The sequence below is a fragment of the Arthrobacter sp. SLBN-100 genome (genome assembly GCF_006715305.1).
In the GTDB taxonomy this organism is placed as follows: Bacteria; Actinomycetota; Actinomycetes; order Actinomycetales; family Micrococcaceae; genus Arthrobacter.
This window is the reverse complement of sequence record NZ_VFMY01000001.1, coordinates 2,593,509-2,609,684: the sequence shown is the minus strand read 5'-3', so window position 1 is coordinate 2,609,684 and position 16,176 is coordinate 2,593,509. Positions and strand designations below refer to the sequence as shown.

The following is a 16,176-nucleotide window of genomic DNA, read 5'->3' as shown; positions in this document are numbered from 1 at the left end:
CCTGTGTCCCAGCCTAGCGTTAACGACATCCCGGACCGACCGCAATTTGAGGACACACCTGTGGCACCCCCACCACCGTCATCGGCAACCGTCACCCAACCCGTCATCGACTCAGCCGGCTCCGCCCAGCCGGGCCACCAGACCCAGCCCCTCGCCGTCGTCCCTGAACGCCTTCCGTGGAAGCACACGTTCATCTCGCTGAAGGTCCCCAATTTCAGGATCTTCGCGATCGGACACTTCATCGCCGTTATCGCCATCTGGATGCAACGTATTGCCCAGGACTGGATGGTCCTGGAGCTTTCCGGATCAGTGACCGCCGTGGGCATCACCGTGGCCCTGCAGTTCCTCCCCTCGCTCCTGCTCGGACCGTGGGGCGGCATGATTGCGGACCGGTTTGCCAAGCGGAAGATCCTCATCCTGTGCCAGAGCTTGGCTGCGCTCCTGGCCGCGGCCCTCGCCATCCTTGCGCTGACAGGCGCCGTGGAGGTGTGGCACGTCTACGTCATTGCGCTGGTCCTTGGCCTGGTTACCGTGCTGGACCAGCCGGCGCGGCAGGTGTTCGTCAACGAACTGGTGGGCCCGAAGTACCTGCGTAACGCCATCAGCGTCAACTCCACTACCTTCCAGCTGGGAGGCCTGATCGGACCTGCCCTGGCCGGATGGCTGCTTACGGCGGTTGGGGCAGGGTGGGCCTTCGCGGGCAACGCCTTTGCCTGCTGCTCCACCGTGGCCATGCTCCTGATCCTGCGGAAGGACCAGTTGTTCGTCAGCGCCCCTGCGCCCAAGAGCAAAGGCATGCTGCGCGAAGGCCTGAGCTACGCCCTCAGCAAGCCCACCATCTACTGGCCATGGCTGATGGCAGGGTTCATTGCGGTCTTCGCGATGAGCCTGCCCGTGGTGCTGGCCGCCTTTGCCGACCACGTCTTCGACGTTGGAGCGGGAGGCTACGGGCTGCTGAACGCCCTCGTTGCGCTCGGGGCCTTCGCCGGAGCGGTGGCATCCACGCGGCGGCGGCAGCTGAGGCTCCGCTCCGTAGTGTTCTGTGCCGGCATGTACGGCTTGATGCTCTGCCTCGCCGCCGTCGCGCCCTCCATGCCGGTGTTCGGCGGCGTGATGGTGCTGTCCGGATTCTGGTGCCTGATGTTCCTGACCGGCTCCAACCAGCTGGTCCAGGTGAGCTCGAACATGAGGATCCGGGGCCGGGTCATGAGCCTGTACATCATGGTGCTGATCGGCGGCCAGGCCATCGGCGGGCCGATGCTCGGCTGGCTTTCCGAGCACGTCAGTCCCCACGCGGCCCTGCTGGTGGCCGGGGGCGTCCCGGCGCTCGCCGCGGTGACGGTCGCCGTCATTCTGGCGCGAAAGGGCTCGTTGCTGCTGCGGGTCAGCCTCAAGGATCGCCGCCGCCCCGTGAGCATCGTCAGCAGGGCAAAGACAACCTAGCCGGGCTACCGGATTTCGTGCGGGTACGCGTCTTCCCGTTTCTGGAACTCGAGGACGTCCTTGTTGCGGACCACACCGTCGCGAATCTCGATGGCCCGGGCGATGGTGTCGTTCCCTGCCCAGGCTTCCGGCCCATCAATGACGGTGGCCAGGAACGGGAGCAGGGCCTGGCTGATCTCCCACGTGGAGGAGTTCCAGAGATACGACGGGCTGTGGTCCACCGCGTAGTAGTTGATGTGGTCACCGACGGTGAACATTGGATCAGCGAACGTGGTGGACCTGGCCCAGCTGAAACCCATTCCTTCGTCGCAGGAAACGTCCACGATCAGGCTTCCGGGTCTGAAGGCAGCGAGATCGTCCGTCTGCAGATAAGTCAGCGGATTATTGGGGTCCTGCAGGGTGCAGTTGACTACGATGTCGCTCTCGGCCAGGAACGGCGCCAGCGGCACCCGGCCCCGCTCGGTGATGACCTGGCTGAGGAAGGGCGCTTCGTCGTCGTGATCAAACTGGACGATATTGACCGAATGAATGGGGGCGCCGACGGCGGCAACTCCGCGGTTGGTCAGTACTTGGACGTCGTGGACACCGTGGGCGTTCAAGGCGGTCACGGCACCGCGGGCTGTTGCACCGAAACCGATCACAACGGCGCTGAGGCGCCGTCCGTAGTCGCCGGTGGAACCCGTCAGGGCCAAAGCGTGCAGCACCGAGCAATACCCGGCCAATTCGTTGTTCTTGTGGAAGACGTGCAGGCCAAAACCGCCATCACTGGCCCAGTGGTTCATGGCTTCGAACGCGATCAGCGTCAGCTTTTTGTCGATGGCCAGTTGGGTGATGGCCCGGTCTTGGACGCAATGCGGCCAGCCCCAGAGCACCTGGCCATCCTGCAGCTCAGACAGATCCTCCGGCTGCGGCTTCGGCAGAAGTACGACGTCGGCGTCCGCCAGCAGTTCTCCGCGGCTCGCCATCCTGCCCACCAGGGTGGAAAGGTGCGTATCGGATACGCCGAAGCGCTCGCCGTAGCCTTGCTCGAGGATGATGTGCCGGCGAACCTCGGGCGCGATGCGCTCAAAATGGAGCGGGTGGATGGGGAGCCTGCGCTCGTCCCGCTTACGGGTGGAAGCCAGGACGCCCAGGGTCAGTTTGCTCTTGAGGCCGGTCACTTCTTCTTGGCGGCCTTGCTGGACGTGGTGTCCAGAGAGTTGGCCGGCGCGGAAGCGGCCTTCTTGTCGGCACGCTTTTCCTTGATGGATTTGCCGGACTTTTTGGATGCTGCTTGACGCGGGGACTTGTCAGCCATGATTGCTCCTGTAGCGGAACCGAAGAGGTTCCTGACCTCTGACCATACACGCCGGTACCTAATGACCCAGGGGTGCCGTCCCACCGGCCCGGCGGTGCATCCGACATGGGGATGCCCGGGGAAAGCAGCCCGGGCGGAAAGTGGAGCGGCTGACGGGAATCGAACCCGCGTATCGAGCTTGGGAAGCTAGCGCTCTACCATTGAGCTACAGCCGCAATGCCCCGTTTCAGGGGCAGAACATAGCTTAGCGCACATGTGATGGCGGGCCGTCCAAGGGGCGGGTAAGCGCGCCGTGTCCGGTCACCGTGGCGTCATCCAGTAACTCTTCAATAACGTCCCCGGCCCTGGCTAGGCAGGGGTGAGGAGCGCTGGCTAACCTGATCCGGTAGCTGCGGTGCCGGGGGGTGCAGCTATGCGGCAGGCCGACGTCAACCACGAAAGATCCTGATGGCATTCGCAGAGCATGAGGTCCTCATCCGGCGTGACGCCATGGCTGTGTACCTGTATCTGCTCGACGCCACCAACCTTCCGCTTTGGCACGACGGCGTTCGCAGGGTCAAGCTGCTCGATGGATCCGAGGGCACCAAAGGCGCCGTTTACCGGCAGATGGTGGCGGGGCGGTCCGGGCTTAGCATCCCGGCGGACCTCGAAATCACCAGCGCCAGGCCCGGAGCCGAAATCCAGTTCCGCGTCACGTCCGGTCCTGCCATCCGGGCTGGCGGCTATTACCTGAGCACCGAAACGGCGGGGACCAGGGTCCGCGTTGCCCTTGAAGCCGAGCCGGAACGGCCGCTGGGATTCTTGAACAGCCTGCGATTCCTGAACAGGCTTGGCTTCCTGAACAGCATGATCCAGCGCAGCCTTGGCGCCGAGGTGGCCCAGCTGGACCGCCTGAAAGACGTCCTGGAACTCCAGCCGGCCATCTAGCCGCCTAGTGCGCCAGCCGCTGACCCGTCCAAGGGCCGGGAATGTTCGACGGCGACGCGAGGCTTCCCGAGGTCAGGTCCCAATACTGCACCACGTCGTTTGTCCGGCGCAGGGCAACCCCAGTGGAATTCAGTCCCGTGACGTCTTTGAGCGCCCGGATCCCGGTGACGTCGCCCCAGCCTGTGGCGACGGTGGGCCTGGTCTCGGCCCGCAGCGCGGTGGTGCCCCAGCCTCGGTGAAGCTGGACCGAGCCGTCGGCGCGGAGCACCAGCAGGTCCTGGAATCCGTCGGCGTCGTAATCCACCATGGACAACTTACGCGCGGCACCGATGGCACCTACCGGCGTTCGCTCGGACAGGTCGCCCGTGCCCTTGTTCGGGTACAGGTAGAGGTTCCCGGCGGCGTCGAGGGCAAGAATCTGGGGAAGCCTGTTGTTGGCGCACCAGCCGCCCACGGCGAGGGTCAGCGTGTCCCATCCTCCGCTCCCCAGGGTGACGGACGCCTGGAAGCCGCCGGAGGCAATGCCGCGGTGCAGGGTCAGCGTCCCGCTGGACCACTGCGTCAGGAGATCCAAGGCACCGTCACGGTCCCAGTCCGTGGTGAAAACCTCCTTTGCGCCCGCGAAGCCTGATCCGATGATCTTTGCTGCGGCGAAGGTGCGCATGCCGGTGGCTGCGCGGGCCAGAAGCTGCCCGGTTGAATCAACGCTCACCAAGTCCCCCGGCCCCTTGATGGCGGCGGCGGAAAGATCCAGTGTGGGCGGCATGTGACGCGCGGGGGCATCGCACATGCTCGGGGCCGGCGGCGGGAAAGCGCCGCCGGATCCACCGCCAGGAGAGCTGACGGTGCCGGCGGGAAGGGTGGTGTAGCCGAAGAAGTTCACCACGCCCCAGACCTGGTAGGTGGAGTTGGTGTAGGAGATTCCGGCTCCCATGACGTTGAAGCGCGGATCGAGCAGCAAGGCGTTATGGCCGGTCGACGACTTCCACCATTCCACCAGTTGGGCGGCGTCCCGGTCGGTACGGATGGCAATGACTTCGCCGGCGCCGTTGTTGGGATTCATGGCGCGGGGGTCGGTCCAGAAGCTGGCTCGGTGCTCAATCACCTCGCGTGAGGCAATACTGTCCGACCATTCCTGCGCCAGTCCCGCCACCGTGGGGTGGTACTTCACCGGGTTCAGGCCCTTGGACACCCGGTATTCGTTGATCCTGTTGAACACGGTGAGAATTGCTCCCGCGTTGCTGTCCGGGACCAGGGCCTCCGGTGCGGCCAACGCGGCAGACTCGGGAGCCGCAAGCCGGGTGGGTGAGGGCGCGGCCAGTTCTGCATCCGGTGCCCAAAGCGGCGGGATCCAGGGAACTTCAGGGGTGGGGGCAGGCGCCGTTGTGGTGGGCGCCGGTGCCGGCAGCGCCTCGGCCGAGGCGGCGGCAGTGGGGGCCTGCCCGGCAGCTTGCTGCACCTCGGCCGGCGTCGTCGTCAGTTCACCTGCCGCAGTGGACGGCGAAGCCGGCCTGATGTCCGGATCCACGGCCGGGGTGAGCCGGGACAGGGCCGACATGTTGGCCCGGGCGGCGCCGCCGTCGTCCACCGTCACCGGACCCAAAGTGACGCTGCGTGGACTTGCGGCGGCAGACTGGCTCTCCGGCAGCGGTGCGGGAAGGACTCCCACGGAAGAGGAAACCAGCGCCAAAGAAGAGAGCATGCCAATAATCGCGGGCACCACTAGTTTCTTCACAACATCCCCAGCTCTGTTGGGCCATCCGGGAGACCTTCCGGCGCCTTAATCACTGAGGCCACATTAGCCCCACTGGATGACAGCAACAACGAAAGAATGTGGCTGTGGATAACCGATACGGTAATTTGGGACGGTGCTGATCTCTGACCGCGATATTCGTGCCGAAATTGACTCCCAGCGGATCGTTCTTGAACCGTTCGATCCGGCGATGGTCCAGCCGTCGTCCGTGGATGTGCGGATCGATAAGTTCTTCCGCCTGTTCGACAACCACAAGTACGCGCACATCGATCCCGCCGAAGAACAGCCGGAACTCACACGGCTGGTGGAGGTGGAACAGAATGAACCCTTCATCCTGCACCCGGGCGAGTTCGTCCTCGGTTCAACCTATGAGACGGTCACCCTGCCTGATGACATTGCGGCACGGCTGGAAGGCAAGTCCTCGCTGGGGCGGCTTGGCCTGCTGACGCACTCCACTGCGGGGTTCATCGACCCCGGCTTCTCGGGCCACGTGACCCTGGAACTTTCCAACATGGCCACGCTGCCCATCAAGCTGTGGCCGGGCATGAAAATCGGCCAGCTCTGCTTCTTCCGCCTGTCCTCGGCAGCCGCCTACCCCTACGGCCAGGGCGATTACGGCAACCGCTACCAGGGCCAGCGGGGACCCACCGCCAGCCGCAGCCACCTGAACTTCCACCGCACGGCTATCTAGTACCGCACCGCTGCCTAGGCTTTCGCAGCCACACCCACAGGCCGCAGCAACGGCTTGACCAGCGGTTCCACGTAACGGGCGGCGAGCGGACCAATGACGGCCATCAGCAGCACATAGGCAGTGGCCAACGCGGCGAGCTCGTCAGTGACCGCGCCGGACGCCACCGCGAGTCCGGCGATCACTATCGAGAATTCGCCGCGGGCAATCAGCGCCGCCCCCGCACGGAAACGGCCGGGCCGTGCAATACCGGCACGCTTCCCGGCCCAGACGCCGGTGAGCATTTTGGTGACCGCGGTGACGACGGCCAGTACAAGCGCCCAGCCCAGAACCGGCGGAATGGACGTGGGATCGGTGTTCAGGCCAAATGCCACAAAGAAAATGGCGGCAAACAGATCCCTGAGCGGCTCCAGAATTCGGGTTGCGTTGTGGGCCGTGGCGCCCGAGATGGCGATCCCCAGCATAAACGCCCCCACCGCCGCGGACACCTGCATGGCGGATGCGAAGCCGGCCACGAGCAGCGCGGCGCCCAGGACGTTCAGAAGGAAGACTTCCGAGTTTTCGCTGTGCACAGCCTTGGAGACGCGGTGTCCGTGCCGCAAAGCAACCATCAGCACCACGCTGACCACCGCCAAGGCGATGCCCACTGCGGTCAGGCCGCCGAGGAAACTCACTCCTGCCAGCGTGGCCGTGAGGATGGGCAGGTAGACGGCCATGGCCAGGTCTTCAAACACCAGGATGGACAGCACAACGGGCGTCTCGCGGTTACCCAGCCGGCCCAGGTCAGTGATGACCTTGGCCGCGATCCCCGATGAGGATATGTAGGTGACACCGCCCATCACCATGGCCCCCACGCCGCCCCATCCAAGCATCAGGGCAAGGGCGGCACCCGGGAGGAAGTTCAGGACCAGGTCCAGGACACCGGCCTGCCAGGAGCGGCGCAGCCCGGTGAAAAGCTCGGCGGCCGTATATTCCAGCCCGAGCATAAGCAGCAGCAGGATAACGCCGATTTCCCCCGAGAGGTGTGCAAACTCCTGCATACCTTCGAGCTTGACGATCCCGCCGGCTCCGAAGGCCAGCCCGCCTAACAGGTACAGCGGGATGGGCGACATTCCGATCCGTCCGGCCAGCCTGGCCAAAAGGCCGAGGCAGAACACAACGGCCCCCAGCTCGATGAGGGTCAGGGCCAGCGGGTCCATGGCATTTATCCGTTACGAAGGATATCGGCCGCCGAGTCGAGGCCTTCCTGCGTGCCTACAGCAACAAGCAGATCACCGGTGTGAAGTACGACGTCGGGTCCCGGTGAAGGGAGCACCTCGCCTTCGCGCATGATCGCCACGATGGAAACGCCGCAGCGGGTGCGGATGCACGCCTTCCCCATGGGCTGGTTCTGGAACGGGGAGCCCGGAGCGATGGAAAACTGCCGCGTGACGATGCCGGGAACATCCTTGTGTTCCTCCGTCAGCTTCATGGCCAGGTGCTGCCCGCCGAGCAGGTTGCCGAGCGTTGCTGCCTCTTCCGCAGTCAAGGGGATCGACGCCTGGCAGGTATCGGGATCATCCCAGGTGGAAACGATGAGTTCCGTCTGGCCTTCCCGCAGCTCCACGACGCCGATCCGGCGGCCGGACGCTGTCATAAAGTCCTTCCGCCGGCCAAGGCCGGGAAGGTTCGTCTCATCCACGTTCATAATTCCAGCCTAGTCTGCCGCGGCCTGCTTAGGGGTGGGTGCCGGACCTTCTGTGCCTGGAAGGCTGGTGTGCGTTCAGGCGGCGGGAACTACGGCGATGGGTGCCTTGTCCGGTGACTTCACCGGCAGCAGGACCAGGAGCCCGGCGAGGAGCACCACCATGATCCCGAGGATGCCCCAGCGCTGAGCCTGGCCCGGTGCCACCAGCGGCGTGGCCAGGGTGATGCAGAGGGTGAACAGGGCAGGTGCCAGGAAACTCACGGCGCGGCCTGTGGTGGCATAGAGGCCGAAGAGCTCGCCGGATTCGCCGTCCGGAGCGAGGCGGGCAAGATAGGCGCGGGACGAGGACTGTGCCGGCCCGACGAACAGGCACAGGAAGAGCCCGAACACCCAGAAGGTGGTTGATCCCTGCCATTCCATGCCGAAGAAGGAATATTGGCCATTGCCGAGCACCAAAATGACGGTTCCGGCGATCAGGAGCCCAATCAGGGACGCGATGATCACTGCCTTGGGCCCCGCCTTGTCATCGAGGAAGCCGCCGATGATGGCACCGACAGCGGCCACCACATTCCCGAAGATTGCGAAGAAGATGACCTGGGAGAGCTCAAAGCCGAAGGTCCCTGCGGCAATGATGCCGCCGAATGTAAACACTGCTGCCAGTCCGTCACGGAAGACGGCGCTTGCCAGCAGGAAGTAGATGGTGTGCGGGCTCGTGGCGTAGATCGCCTTGATCCGCCGGATCAGCAGCCCATAGCTCGCCACCATCCCCAGCCGTTGGGCTTGGGGCGTTTTGGGCAGTTCGGGAACAGCGAACAGCACCGGCAGGGCAAAGAGGAAGAACCACAGGGCGGAGAATACAGCGACAAGCCGGATGTTCAAGCTGTCCTGGGTGGAGGCCCCGAACCATTCCAGGCTGGGCTGGACGAACAACTGAAGGACGATCAGCAGCGCAACAATGCCGCCAAGGTAGCCCGCTCCCCAGCCCAGCCCGCTGACCTTTCCGATGTTCCGGGACGTGGAGATCTGGGCCAGCATCGCGTTGTAGTTCACGCCGGCGAACTCGAAGAACACGTTGCCCAGGGCGATAAGGGATACCCCCAGGAGGAGGAACTCGGGCCGGGGGAGCACAAAGAAGCACAGGGCAGTAAGGATGGCGACGGCGCCGGTGTTCACTCCCAGCCAGAGCTTGCGCCGGCCGCCGGCGTCCGAGCGCTGGCCGGTCACCGGGGCCAGTAACGCGATAGCGAAACCGGCGATGGCAAGCGCGCCGCCAAGGACCGCCGAGGCCTGGTCTTCGCCGCCGAACGCGTTTGAGGTCAGATACACGGTAAAGACAAACGTGGTCATCACGGCGTTGAAGGCCGCCGAACCCCAGTCCCAGGAGGCCCAGGCCAGGACGCGGCCCTTGCTGGTGGCCTGGTTCCCCGTTTCAAGTTCCGAGGAAGGCTGCGTTGCCCCCGGAGCGCTGGCGCTGTTCATACGATGCATCGTATCCGCCCATGGCGAACAGGCGGCGTACCAGGAGCCGATGGCACCGGAAAGGCGGGCGCAGGATACAGCAGGGACGGAAGGAGCGGCTGCCGGGCCTTGGTAAACTGGCCCCTCCCGGACCTAACGAATGAACCGCCTGCTCCAACTTTTGACAATCGAATCCCTGACGAACGCGGAGATACCAGTGATCACAGTCCTTGCCGTGCACTTTACGGTGGCTGTGCTGGCGCCGTTCTTCTTCAGGGCATGGGGCCGGAACGCTTTCTACGCACTGGCAGCTGTTCCCGCGGCGTCCTTCGCCTGGCTGCTGTTCCAGCACGCTCCCGTTTACGGGGGCGAGGGCGGGGTGGCCGAAGTGGTGCCGTGGATCCCGAACCTGCAGCTGGAGTTCGCTTTCCGGATGGATGCCCTTGCCTGGGTGATGTCCCTCCTGGTGCTGGGCATCGGCTCGCTGGTGCTGGTGTATTGCGCGCGGTACTTCAAGGAAAAGGACGAGGACCTCGGCGGCTTTGGTGCCCAGCTCCTGGCCTTCGCCGGTGCGATGTTCGGCCTGGTGGTGGCTGACAGCCTGCTGCTGCTGTTCGTCTTCTGGGAACTCACCACCATCCTGTCCTACCTCCTGATCGGCTTCGCCCGGACCAGGCTGGCAGCCCGGCGGTCGGCGCTGCAGGCGCTGATGGTCACCACCGCGGGCGGCCTTGCCATGCTGGTGGGCCTCATCATGCTGGGGCAGGCCGCCGGCTCCTACCGGATCTCGGCCATCCTCCGGCAGGCTCCGGACCTGGTGAACGGGACGTCGGCGGCCATGGTGAGTGCCGCCGTCGTCCTGATCCTGGTGGGCGCCATCACCAAATCCGCGCTGGTCCCCTTCCACTTCTGGCTTCCCGGAGCCATGGCAGCGCCCACACCCGTGAGCGCCTACCTGCACGCCGCAGCGATGGTCAAGGCGGGCATCTATCTCGTGGCACGGCTGGCCCCGGGCTTCGCCGACACGCCCTTCTGGCAGCCGGTGGTGCTCGGCCTGGGGCTGGCCACCATGCTGGTGGGCGGCTACCGCGCGCTGCGCCAGGCCGACATTAAGCTCATCCTCGCCTACGGCACGGTCAGCCAGCTCGGTTTCCTCACCATGGTGGTGGGGCTCGGCACTCCCGATGCAGCCCTCGCCGGCCTGGCGATGCTGCTGGCCCATGGCCTGTTCAAAGCCACCCTGTTCCTGGTGGTGGGCATCATCGACCACCAGTCTGGCACCCGGGATGTCACCAAGCTCTCGGGGGTCTTCCGGTCCTCCCGCGCCCTGGGCATCGTGGCGGCCATCGGCGCCGCCTCCATGGCCGGTGTTCCACTCCTGGGCGGGTTCGTGGCCAAGGAATCGGTGCTCGAGGCGTTCGTCCATCACGCCACCAGCCCTGCTGCGGGCTCCTGGGGAATGGTGGTCCTCGCGGGGCTGGTCCTGGGATCCATCCTCACCTTCGCGTACAGCGCCCGCTTTATGTGGGGGGCTTTCGCCACCAAGCCGGGCGTAGACCCCACACCCTTCAAGGCCATCAGGCCCTCATTCCTGGCAGCGCCCGCCATCCTCAGCCTCCTGACCGTCGCGTACGGCCTCTGGCCGGTCACCGTCGACGCGTGGATCCAGCCGTATGCCGCGCTGTTTGCTTCCACGGCGCCCGACGCCGGCACTGCGGCTGAGCAGGCCGGCCACCTCGCGCTGTGGCATGGCTTCACCCCAGCGCTGGGACTGACGGCACTGACCTTTGCCCTGGGCCTGGCAATGTACTTCGGCCGCAACGCAGTGGCACGGGCGCAGTCGCTGGTGCCGCCATGGGTGGACGGGGACAAGGCCTACCAGCTGACCATCGGTGCGCTGGATGACGTAGCCGTGTGGATCACCGGCCGCACCCAGCGCGGTTCGCTGTACTACTACCTTGCCGTCATCCTCAGCGTCGCCTTTGTGCTGCCGCTCTCCGCCATCCTGCTCGCGGGCAAGCCGTTGCCGGAGGGGATTTACCTGATGGATCCAGGCTCCCCGCTCCAGCTGGTGGTGGGCGCAGGCATCGTGATCGGTGCCCTTGCTGCCGTCAGGGCAAACAAACGGTTCCTGGCCGTCCTCATGGTTTCGGTCACCGGCTACGGCATCGCCCTGATGTTTGCGCTGCAGGGCGCCCCGGACCTGGCCCTGACCCAAATGCTGGTGGAGACCATCATCCTGGTGGCCTTCGTCCTGGCGATGCGCAGCCTGCCTCCCGAGCTCCGGGACCGCACCGGCGGCAAATACCGCCTGGTGCGTGTGATCATCGGCCTGGGCTTCGGCGTCACCATGGTCTTCGCCGGGATCCACGCCATGGGTGCGCGGATCGCGACGCCGGTGTCCCTGGAATTCCCGCGCCTCGCCTACGAGGGTGGCGGCGGATTGAACATCGTCAACGTGACCCTCGTGGACATCCGGGCCTGGGACACGTTCGGCGAAATCAGCGTCCTGGCCCTGGCAGCCACCGGCGTGGCGAGCCTGATCTTCGTCCGCGGCCGCGGCGACCGGATCAGGAACTCCGCCACCGTCGCCGAGGGCACCGTAGGCCGCCTCAGGGGAATCGATCCCGGCACACGGGACGCCGCCGCGCTCGCGGTCAGCCGGAAGTTCGCCGCCTCAGCCAGGGACGCGTGGATCGTTGCAGGGCGCACCCTGGCCCCGGAACGCCGCTCCATCATCTTCGAAGTGGTCACCCGGCTGGTTTTCCACTCCATGATCATCTTCTCGCTATACCTCCTGCTCGCGGGCCACAACCTGCCCGGCGGCGGTTTTGCCGGCGGCCTCACGGCAGGGCTTGCCCTGACCATCCGGTACCTGGCCGGCGGGCGGTTCGAACTCCGCGAAGCCACGCCTGTCAGTGCGGGTGCGCTGCTGGGGATCGGGCTGGCAGTGGCCGCCGCCTCCGGGGTGGTGCCGTTGCTTTTGGGCGGCCAGGTGTTCCAGACCGCGATTATCGAACTGTGGCTGCCGGTGTTCGGCGACATCAAGTTCGTCACCTCGACCATCTTCGACATCGGCGTGTACATCGTGGTGGTGGGCCTGGTGCTGGACGTCCTGCGGAGCCTCGGAGCCGAGATCGACGAGCACTTTGAACTGCGCTCCTCGGATCCCGCCCAGCACTTGGGCGGCGACGAACAGGACCTGGCCGGCGACGAATCAGTTGCCTATGCGGCCACGAACGTCAGGGAGTCCGACGGCGTCCCGGCAGAGACAAGCGCAAGGGGCCAAGCATGAGCATCAACCTGACCCTCCTGATCGTGATGGGCGCGCTCTACGCCTGCGGGATCTACCTGATCCTGGAACGCAGCCTGACACGCGTGCTGCTGGGGCTGATGCTCCTCGCCAACGCCACCAACCTGCTGATCCTGGCCACCGGCGGATACGCCGGCCTGGCACCCCTGTATTCAAAGGAGACGGCGGCCGAGGATTACAACGATCCCCTTCCGCAGGCGCTGATCCTGACGTCGATCGTCATCTCGTTTGCCGTGACGGCCTTTATGCTCGGCATCATTTACCGCACCTGGGTGCTGGCACGCCAGGATGAGATCCAGGACGACGTGGAAGACCTCCGGGTGGCGGAAACGCCAAGCTTCGACGCCGAGGACGACGCCGAGATCCCCGCCGAGACCTCCGAGTTCGCGGCGGCAACGGTCATCGTCGGCGGCCGCGAGATGCCCGCCGAAGACGCAGCGGCAGAAGAAAAACCCGGCTCCATGAATGTGGCCCCCGGACCGGAAGGAGGCGGAAAGTGAGCATCGCAAGCTTTGCCCCGCTCGCCGTCGTACTTCCCATCCTGGGCGCCGCCCTGACCTTCCTGCTGATCCGGCACTCACGCGCCCAGCGCGCCGTCAGCATTGCGCTGCTGTCCCTCACGCTCCTGCTCGAATGCTTCCTGCTGGCCTCTGTCTGGGACGGTGGGACGGCTGCCGTGACCATCGGCGGCTGGCTCCCGCCGTGGGGCATCGTGATGGTGGTGGACCAGTTCTCCTCCCTGATGCTGGTGGTTTCGTCCGCTGTGAGCCTTGCCGTGCTGGTCTATGCCACCGGGCAGGGCATGGCCGACGGCGACCAGGACGCGCCGGTTTCGATCTTCCACCCGACGTACCTGATCCTGGTGGCCGGGGTCTCCAACGCGTTCCTCTCGGGCGACCTCTTCAACCTCTACGTGGGCTTCGAGATCCTGTTGACGGCAAGCTATGTGCTGATGACGCTGGGCGGGACCGGGCCGCGGATCCGTGCGGGGGTGACCTATGTGGTGGTGTCCGTGGTGTCATCGGTGCTGTTCCTGATCTCCATTGCGATGGTGTACGGGGCTACGGGAACCGTCAACATGGCGGACCTCGCCATCAAGCTCGGCGAGCTGGACCAGGGAACCAAAACCCTCCTGCACGTGATGCTGCTGGTGGCGTTCGGCATCAAGGCGGCTGTTTTCCCGCTGTCCTTCTGGCTGCCTGACTCCTACCCCACGGCGCCTGCGCCGGTCACCGCCGTGTTCGCGGGCCTGCTGACCAAGGTGGGCGTCTACGCGATGGTGCGGACCGAGACCCTGCTCTTCCCCGGAGATACGCTGAACACCCCCCTCATGGTGGCCGCGCTGCTGACCATGGTGGTGGGAATCCTGGGTGCGCTGGCCCAGAATGACATCAAACGTCTGCTCTCGTTCACACTGGTCAGCCACATCGGCTACATGGTGTTCGGCCTGGCGATGTCCTCCGCCGCCGGACTGGGGGCGGCGGTCTTCTACGTGGCCCACCACATCACCATCCAGACCAGCCTGTTCCTGGTGACGGGCCTGATTGAGCGCCGCGGGGGCAGTTCGTCCGTGGACCGCCTGGGCGGGCTCGCCAAACTCTCGCCCCTGCTGGCGCTGCTCTTCTTTGTCCCCGCCATGAACCTGGCCGGAATCCCGCCGTTCTCCGGGTTCCTGGGGAAAGTGGGACTGATGCAGGCGGGCATCGAGCTGGGCACGCCGCTGGCCTACGCCCTGGTGATCGGCGGCGTGGTCACCAGCCTCCTGACGCTGCTGGCCGTTGCCAGGGTGTGGAACCGCGCCTTCTGGCGCAGGCCCGCGGATGCCGAGCACCCGGATCCCGTGCTCCTGGCCGCGCCGGCGATGAGGGTTGCCGGGCCGGGGGCCAAGCTCAACACCGTGACGCTCCTGCCGCGCACCATGGTGGGCTCCACGCTGGGACTGGTGGTTCTCGGCGTCGCGCTGACGGTCTTCGCGGGCCCGCTGTTCGCGGTGTCCGACCAGGCGGCCCAGGACATGCTCAACAGGTCTTCCTACATCCAGGCGGTCCTGGGCGAGGACACGCTGGTCCCCATGATTCTTACGGCCGGAGGCGGGAAATGAGCCGGCGCCGTATTTCATTGCGCCAGGAACTCCCGCTCCTGGTATGGCTGGTGATCGTCTGGGGTGCCCTGTGGCAGGACTTCAGCCCGGGAAACCTCCTGTTCGGCGCCTTGCTGGCCGTGGCAGTAGCCAGGCTGTTCTACCTCCCACCGGTTGAGCTGAGCGGCCGCTTCAACATCCTCTACGCTATTCCCTTCGCCCTGATGTTCCTGGCGAAGGTAGCCAATGCCAGTGCCCAGGTCCTGTACCTGGCGGTGATGCGCGGGCCCAGGGTGAAAAACGCCGTGGTGGCCGTGACGCTGCGGAGTCACCAGGACCTGCTGGTGACCGCCACGGGGCACGTCATCTCCCTGATTCCGGGCTCGCTGGTGGTGGAGGTGGACAGGTCAACCTCCACCTTGTACCTGCACGCCCTGAACATCAGTTCCGTGCAGGACGTGGAGAACCTGCGCAATGAAGTCCGCTCCATTGAAGCCGGGCTGATCCGGATCATGGGCACCCGGGAAGAACTCGAAACCGTCCGGACGGAGGCAGCCGCATGATGCAGACCGTCCTGGTTCTTACGGCCGTCATCTTCTCGCTTGCCGCCGCTGGCGCGATCATCAGGATCGCCCGCGGCCCGTCACTGCTGGACCGGGTGCTCGCCGCCGACGTCCTGCTCGCCATCCTTGGCGGCGCACTGTGCGTGGACATGGCCGTGAACCGGCACCTGAACAACCTGATGCTGGTGGTGGCCATCTCCATCATCGGCTTCATCGGGTCCGTCACCGTTGCCAGGTTCGTGGCAGACCGAAGGGAGCAGCCGAATGAGTCCTGACGCTACTGGCCTGGATTACTGGATCGACCTGCTGTCGGCGGTGTTTATGGTGGTGGGGGCCGTGCTGTCGCTGGGCGCCGCGATCGGCCTGCTCCGTTTCCCGGACCTCTTGAGCCGCATGCACGCCGCCACCAAGCCGCAGGTGCTGGGGCTGTTCCTGCTGCTGGCAGCGATCGGGCTGCAGATGCGCACCTGGTGGGTGTGGCCGGTGCTGGCGGTCGCCTGGATTTTCCAGCTGCTGACGGTGCCCGTATCCGCACACATGGTGGGCCGGGCCGGCTACCGCACCAAGCACCTGCACCGCGAGCTGCTGACGGCGGACGAGCTGGAGGCGGTAGTGCAGAAAGCCGCCGCCAAAACCGCCCGCGAGGACGGTTCCGGCGACGGCTCGTTGAACTAGAGGGCCCTAACGCGTCAGACGATGTCCTGGCTCTTGGCGAACCGGGTGATGGCGCGCTGGGTGCCGCGGTTGGCCAGGACCTGGATGATGGTGCTGACGGAGGCCGAGATCAGAGCAAACGTCAGCGCCGACTGCAGGCTGGTGGGGATGTCCTCGTCCTTGCCGCTGGGCGGCTTCCGGCCGGTGGTCTTTTCCCAGATGGTGTTGACCAGCTTGGTCCCGACGAAGCCGGCGCCGAGGCTCACACCGGTGCCGAGCAGCTTGATGAAGAGGTTCATTCTTGGTACTCCTT

The 16,176-nt window shown here is 65.5% G+C and carries 16 protein-coding genes and 1 tRNA gene; 9 read left to right on the top strand and 8 right to left on the bottom strand.

The window, feature by feature from the left end; translation table 11 throughout:
• Nucleotides 1–60 precede the first annotated feature (60 nt).
• Nucleotides 61–1,443 (top strand): MFS transporter, encoded by a 1,383-nt coding sequence (locus FBY31_RS12190; RefSeq protein WP_142041166.1) that lies wholly within the window; start codon nt 61–63, stop codon nt 1,441–1,443.
• Between the two features lie 5 nt (nt 1,444–1,448).
• On the opposite strand, the gene FBY31_RS12185 is transcribed toward FBY31_RS12190, so the two are convergent.
• The 3 genes from FBY31_RS12185 to FBY31_RS12180 form a co-directional block, all read right to left on the bottom strand.
• Nucleotides 1,449–2,603 (bottom strand): N(5)-(carboxyethyl)ornithine synthase, encoded by a 1,155-nt coding sequence (locus FBY31_RS12185; RefSeq protein ID WP_142041163.1) that lies wholly within the window; start codon nt 2,601–2,603, stop codon nt 1,449–1,451.
• The gene (locus FBY31_RS23030; RefSeq protein WP_200833360.1) at nt 2,600–2,740 is read right to left on the bottom strand and encodes a hypothetical protein; all 141 of its coding nucleotides are present in this window, start codon (nt 2,738–2,740) and stop codon (nt 2,600–2,602) included. Before FBY31_RS23030 ends, FBY31_RS12185 begins: the two co-directional genes overlap by 4 nt.
• Nucleotides 2,741–2,881: 141 nt before the next feature.
• Nucleotides 2,882–2,955 (bottom strand) — tRNA-Gly (locus tag FBY31_RS12180).
• 232 nt (nt 2,956–3,187) lie between these two features.
• Here FBY31_RS12180 and FBY31_RS12175 point away from each other — a divergent pair.
• Nucleotides 3,188–3,667, top strand: coding sequence for an SRPBCC family protein (locus FBY31_RS12175; protein ID WP_142041160.1), 480 nt, complete (start codon nt 3,188–3,190; stop codon nt 3,665–3,667).
• A 4-nt stretch (nt 3,668–3,671) separates the two neighbouring features.
• Here FBY31_RS12175 and FBY31_RS12170 read toward each other — a convergent pair whose 3' ends face one another.
• Nucleotides 3,672–5,387: a CAP domain-containing protein gene (locus FBY31_RS12170; RefSeq protein WP_327436925.1), complete on the bottom strand. Its 1,716-nt coding sequence runs from the start codon at nt 5,385–5,387 to the stop codon at nt 3,672–3,674.
• A gap of 148 nt (nt 5,388–5,535) precedes the next feature.
• Between FBY31_RS12170 and dcd the strand changes: the two genes are divergently transcribed.
• Nucleotides 5,536–6,111 (top strand): dCTP deaminase, encoded by a 576-nt coding sequence (gene dcd / locus FBY31_RS12165; RefSeq protein ID WP_142041157.1) that lies wholly within the window; start codon nt 5,536–5,538, stop codon nt 6,109–6,111.
• 14 nt (nt 6,112–6,125) lie between these two features.
• Here dcd and FBY31_RS12160 read toward each other — a convergent pair whose 3' ends face one another.
• The 3 genes from FBY31_RS12160 to FBY31_RS12150 form a co-directional block, all read right to left on the bottom strand.
• Nucleotides 6,126–7,307, bottom strand: coding sequence for a cation:proton antiporter (locus FBY31_RS12160; protein WP_142041154.1), 1,182 nt, complete (start codon nt 7,305–7,307; stop codon nt 6,126–6,128).
• 5 nt (nt 7,308–7,312) lie between these two features.
• Nucleotides 7,313–7,795 carry a cation:proton antiporter regulatory subunit gene (locus FBY31_RS12155; protein ID WP_142041152.1) on the bottom strand — a complete coding sequence of 161 codons (483 nt, stop codon included), beginning with the start codon at nt 7,793–7,795 and terminating at the stop codon, nt 7,313–7,315.
• A 75-nt stretch (nt 7,796–7,870) separates the two neighbouring features.
• Nucleotides 7,871–9,274: an MFS transporter gene (locus FBY31_RS12150; RefSeq protein ID WP_142041149.1), complete on the bottom strand. Its 1,404-nt coding sequence runs from the start codon at nt 9,272–9,274 to the stop codon at nt 7,871–7,873.
• A 196-nt stretch (nt 9,275–9,470) separates the two neighbouring features.
• Between FBY31_RS12150 and FBY31_RS12145 the strand changes: the two genes are divergently transcribed.
• The 6 genes from FBY31_RS12145 to mnhG are packed head-to-tail and all read left to right on the top strand — an operon-like array spanning nt 9,471 to nt 15,884.
• A complete protein-coding gene (locus FBY31_RS12145) occupies nt 9,471–12,548 on the top strand; it encodes a Na+/H+ antiporter subunit A (RefSeq protein ID WP_142041146.1) in 3,078 nt (1,025 codons plus the stop codon).
• Entirely contained in the window at nt 12,545–13,066 is a 522-nt protein-coding gene (locus FBY31_RS12140) for a Na(+)/H(+) antiporter subunit C (protein WP_142041143.1), read from the top strand. The genes FBY31_RS12145 and FBY31_RS12140 overlap by 4 nt, the downstream gene beginning before the upstream one ends.
• Nucleotides 13,063–14,667 (top strand): Na+/H+ antiporter subunit D, encoded by a 1,605-nt coding sequence (locus FBY31_RS12135; protein ID WP_142041140.1) that lies wholly within the window; start codon nt 13,063–13,065, stop codon nt 14,665–14,667. Before FBY31_RS12140 ends, FBY31_RS12135 begins: the two co-directional genes overlap by 4 nt.
• Entirely contained in the window at nt 14,664–15,209 is a 546-nt protein-coding gene (locus tag FBY31_RS12130) for a Na+/H+ antiporter subunit E (protein WP_142041137.1), read from the top strand. Before FBY31_RS12135 ends, FBY31_RS12130 begins: the two co-directional genes overlap by 4 nt.
• Nucleotides 15,206–15,484, top strand: coding sequence for a monovalent cation/H+ antiporter complex subunit F (locus FBY31_RS12125; RefSeq protein ID WP_142041134.1), 279 nt, complete (start codon nt 15,206–15,208; stop codon nt 15,482–15,484). The genes FBY31_RS12130 and FBY31_RS12125 overlap by 4 nt, the downstream gene beginning before the upstream one ends.
• A complete protein-coding gene (mnhG, locus tag FBY31_RS12120) occupies nt 15,474–15,884 on the top strand; it encodes a monovalent cation/H(+) antiporter subunit G (RefSeq protein WP_142041132.1) in 411 nt (136 codons plus the stop codon). Before FBY31_RS12125 ends, mnhG begins: the two co-directional genes overlap by 11 nt.
• Before the next feature lie 14 nt (nt 15,885–15,898).
• Here the strand turns inward: mnhG and FBY31_RS12115 are convergent, their stop codons facing one another.
• Nucleotides 15,899–16,162, bottom strand: coding sequence for a DUF4235 domain-containing protein (locus FBY31_RS12115; RefSeq protein ID WP_142041128.1), 264 nt, complete (start codon nt 16,160–16,162; stop codon nt 15,899–15,901).
• Nucleotides 16,163–16,176: the final 14 nt, after the last annotated feature.

Coding starts and splice junctions, on each gene's coding strand:
- FBY31_RS23030 (WP_200833360.1), bottom strand. CDS start 2,740: ATGGCTGACAAGTCCCCGCGTCAAGCAGCATCCAAAAAGTCCGGCAAA.
- FBY31_RS12175 (WP_142041160.1), top strand. CDS start 3,188: ATGGCATTCGCAGAGCATGAGGTCCTCATCCGGCGTGACGCCATGGCT.
- FBY31_RS12160 (WP_142041154.1), bottom strand. CDS start 7,307: ATGGACCCGCTGGCCCTGACCCTCATCGAGCTGGGGGCCGTTGTGTTC.
- FBY31_RS12155 (WP_142041152.1), bottom strand. CDS start 7,795: ATGAACGTGGATGAGACGAACCTTCCCGGCCTTGGCCGGCGGAAGGAC.
- FBY31_RS12150 (WP_142041149.1), bottom strand. CDS start 9,274: ATGAACAGCGCCAGCGCTCCGGGGGCAACGCAGCCTTCCTCGGAACTT.
- FBY31_RS12140 (WP_142041143.1), top strand. CDS start 12,545: ATGAGCATCAACCTGACCCTCCTGATCGTGATGGGCGCGCTCTACGCC.
- FBY31_RS12130 (WP_142041137.1), top strand. CDS start 14,664: ATGAGCCGGCGCCGTATTTCATTGCGCCAGGAACTCCCGCTCCTGGTA.
- FBY31_RS12125 (WP_142041134.1), top strand. CDS start 15,206: ATGATGCAGACCGTCCTGGTTCTTACGGCCGTCATCTTCTCGCTTGCC.
- mnhG (WP_142041132.1), top strand. CDS start 15,474: ATGAGTCCTGACGCTACTGGCCTGGATTACTGGATCGACCTGCTGTCG.
- FBY31_RS12115 (WP_142041128.1), bottom strand. CDS start 16,162: ATGAACCTCTTCATCAAGCTGCTCGGCACCGGTGTGAGCCTCGGCGCC.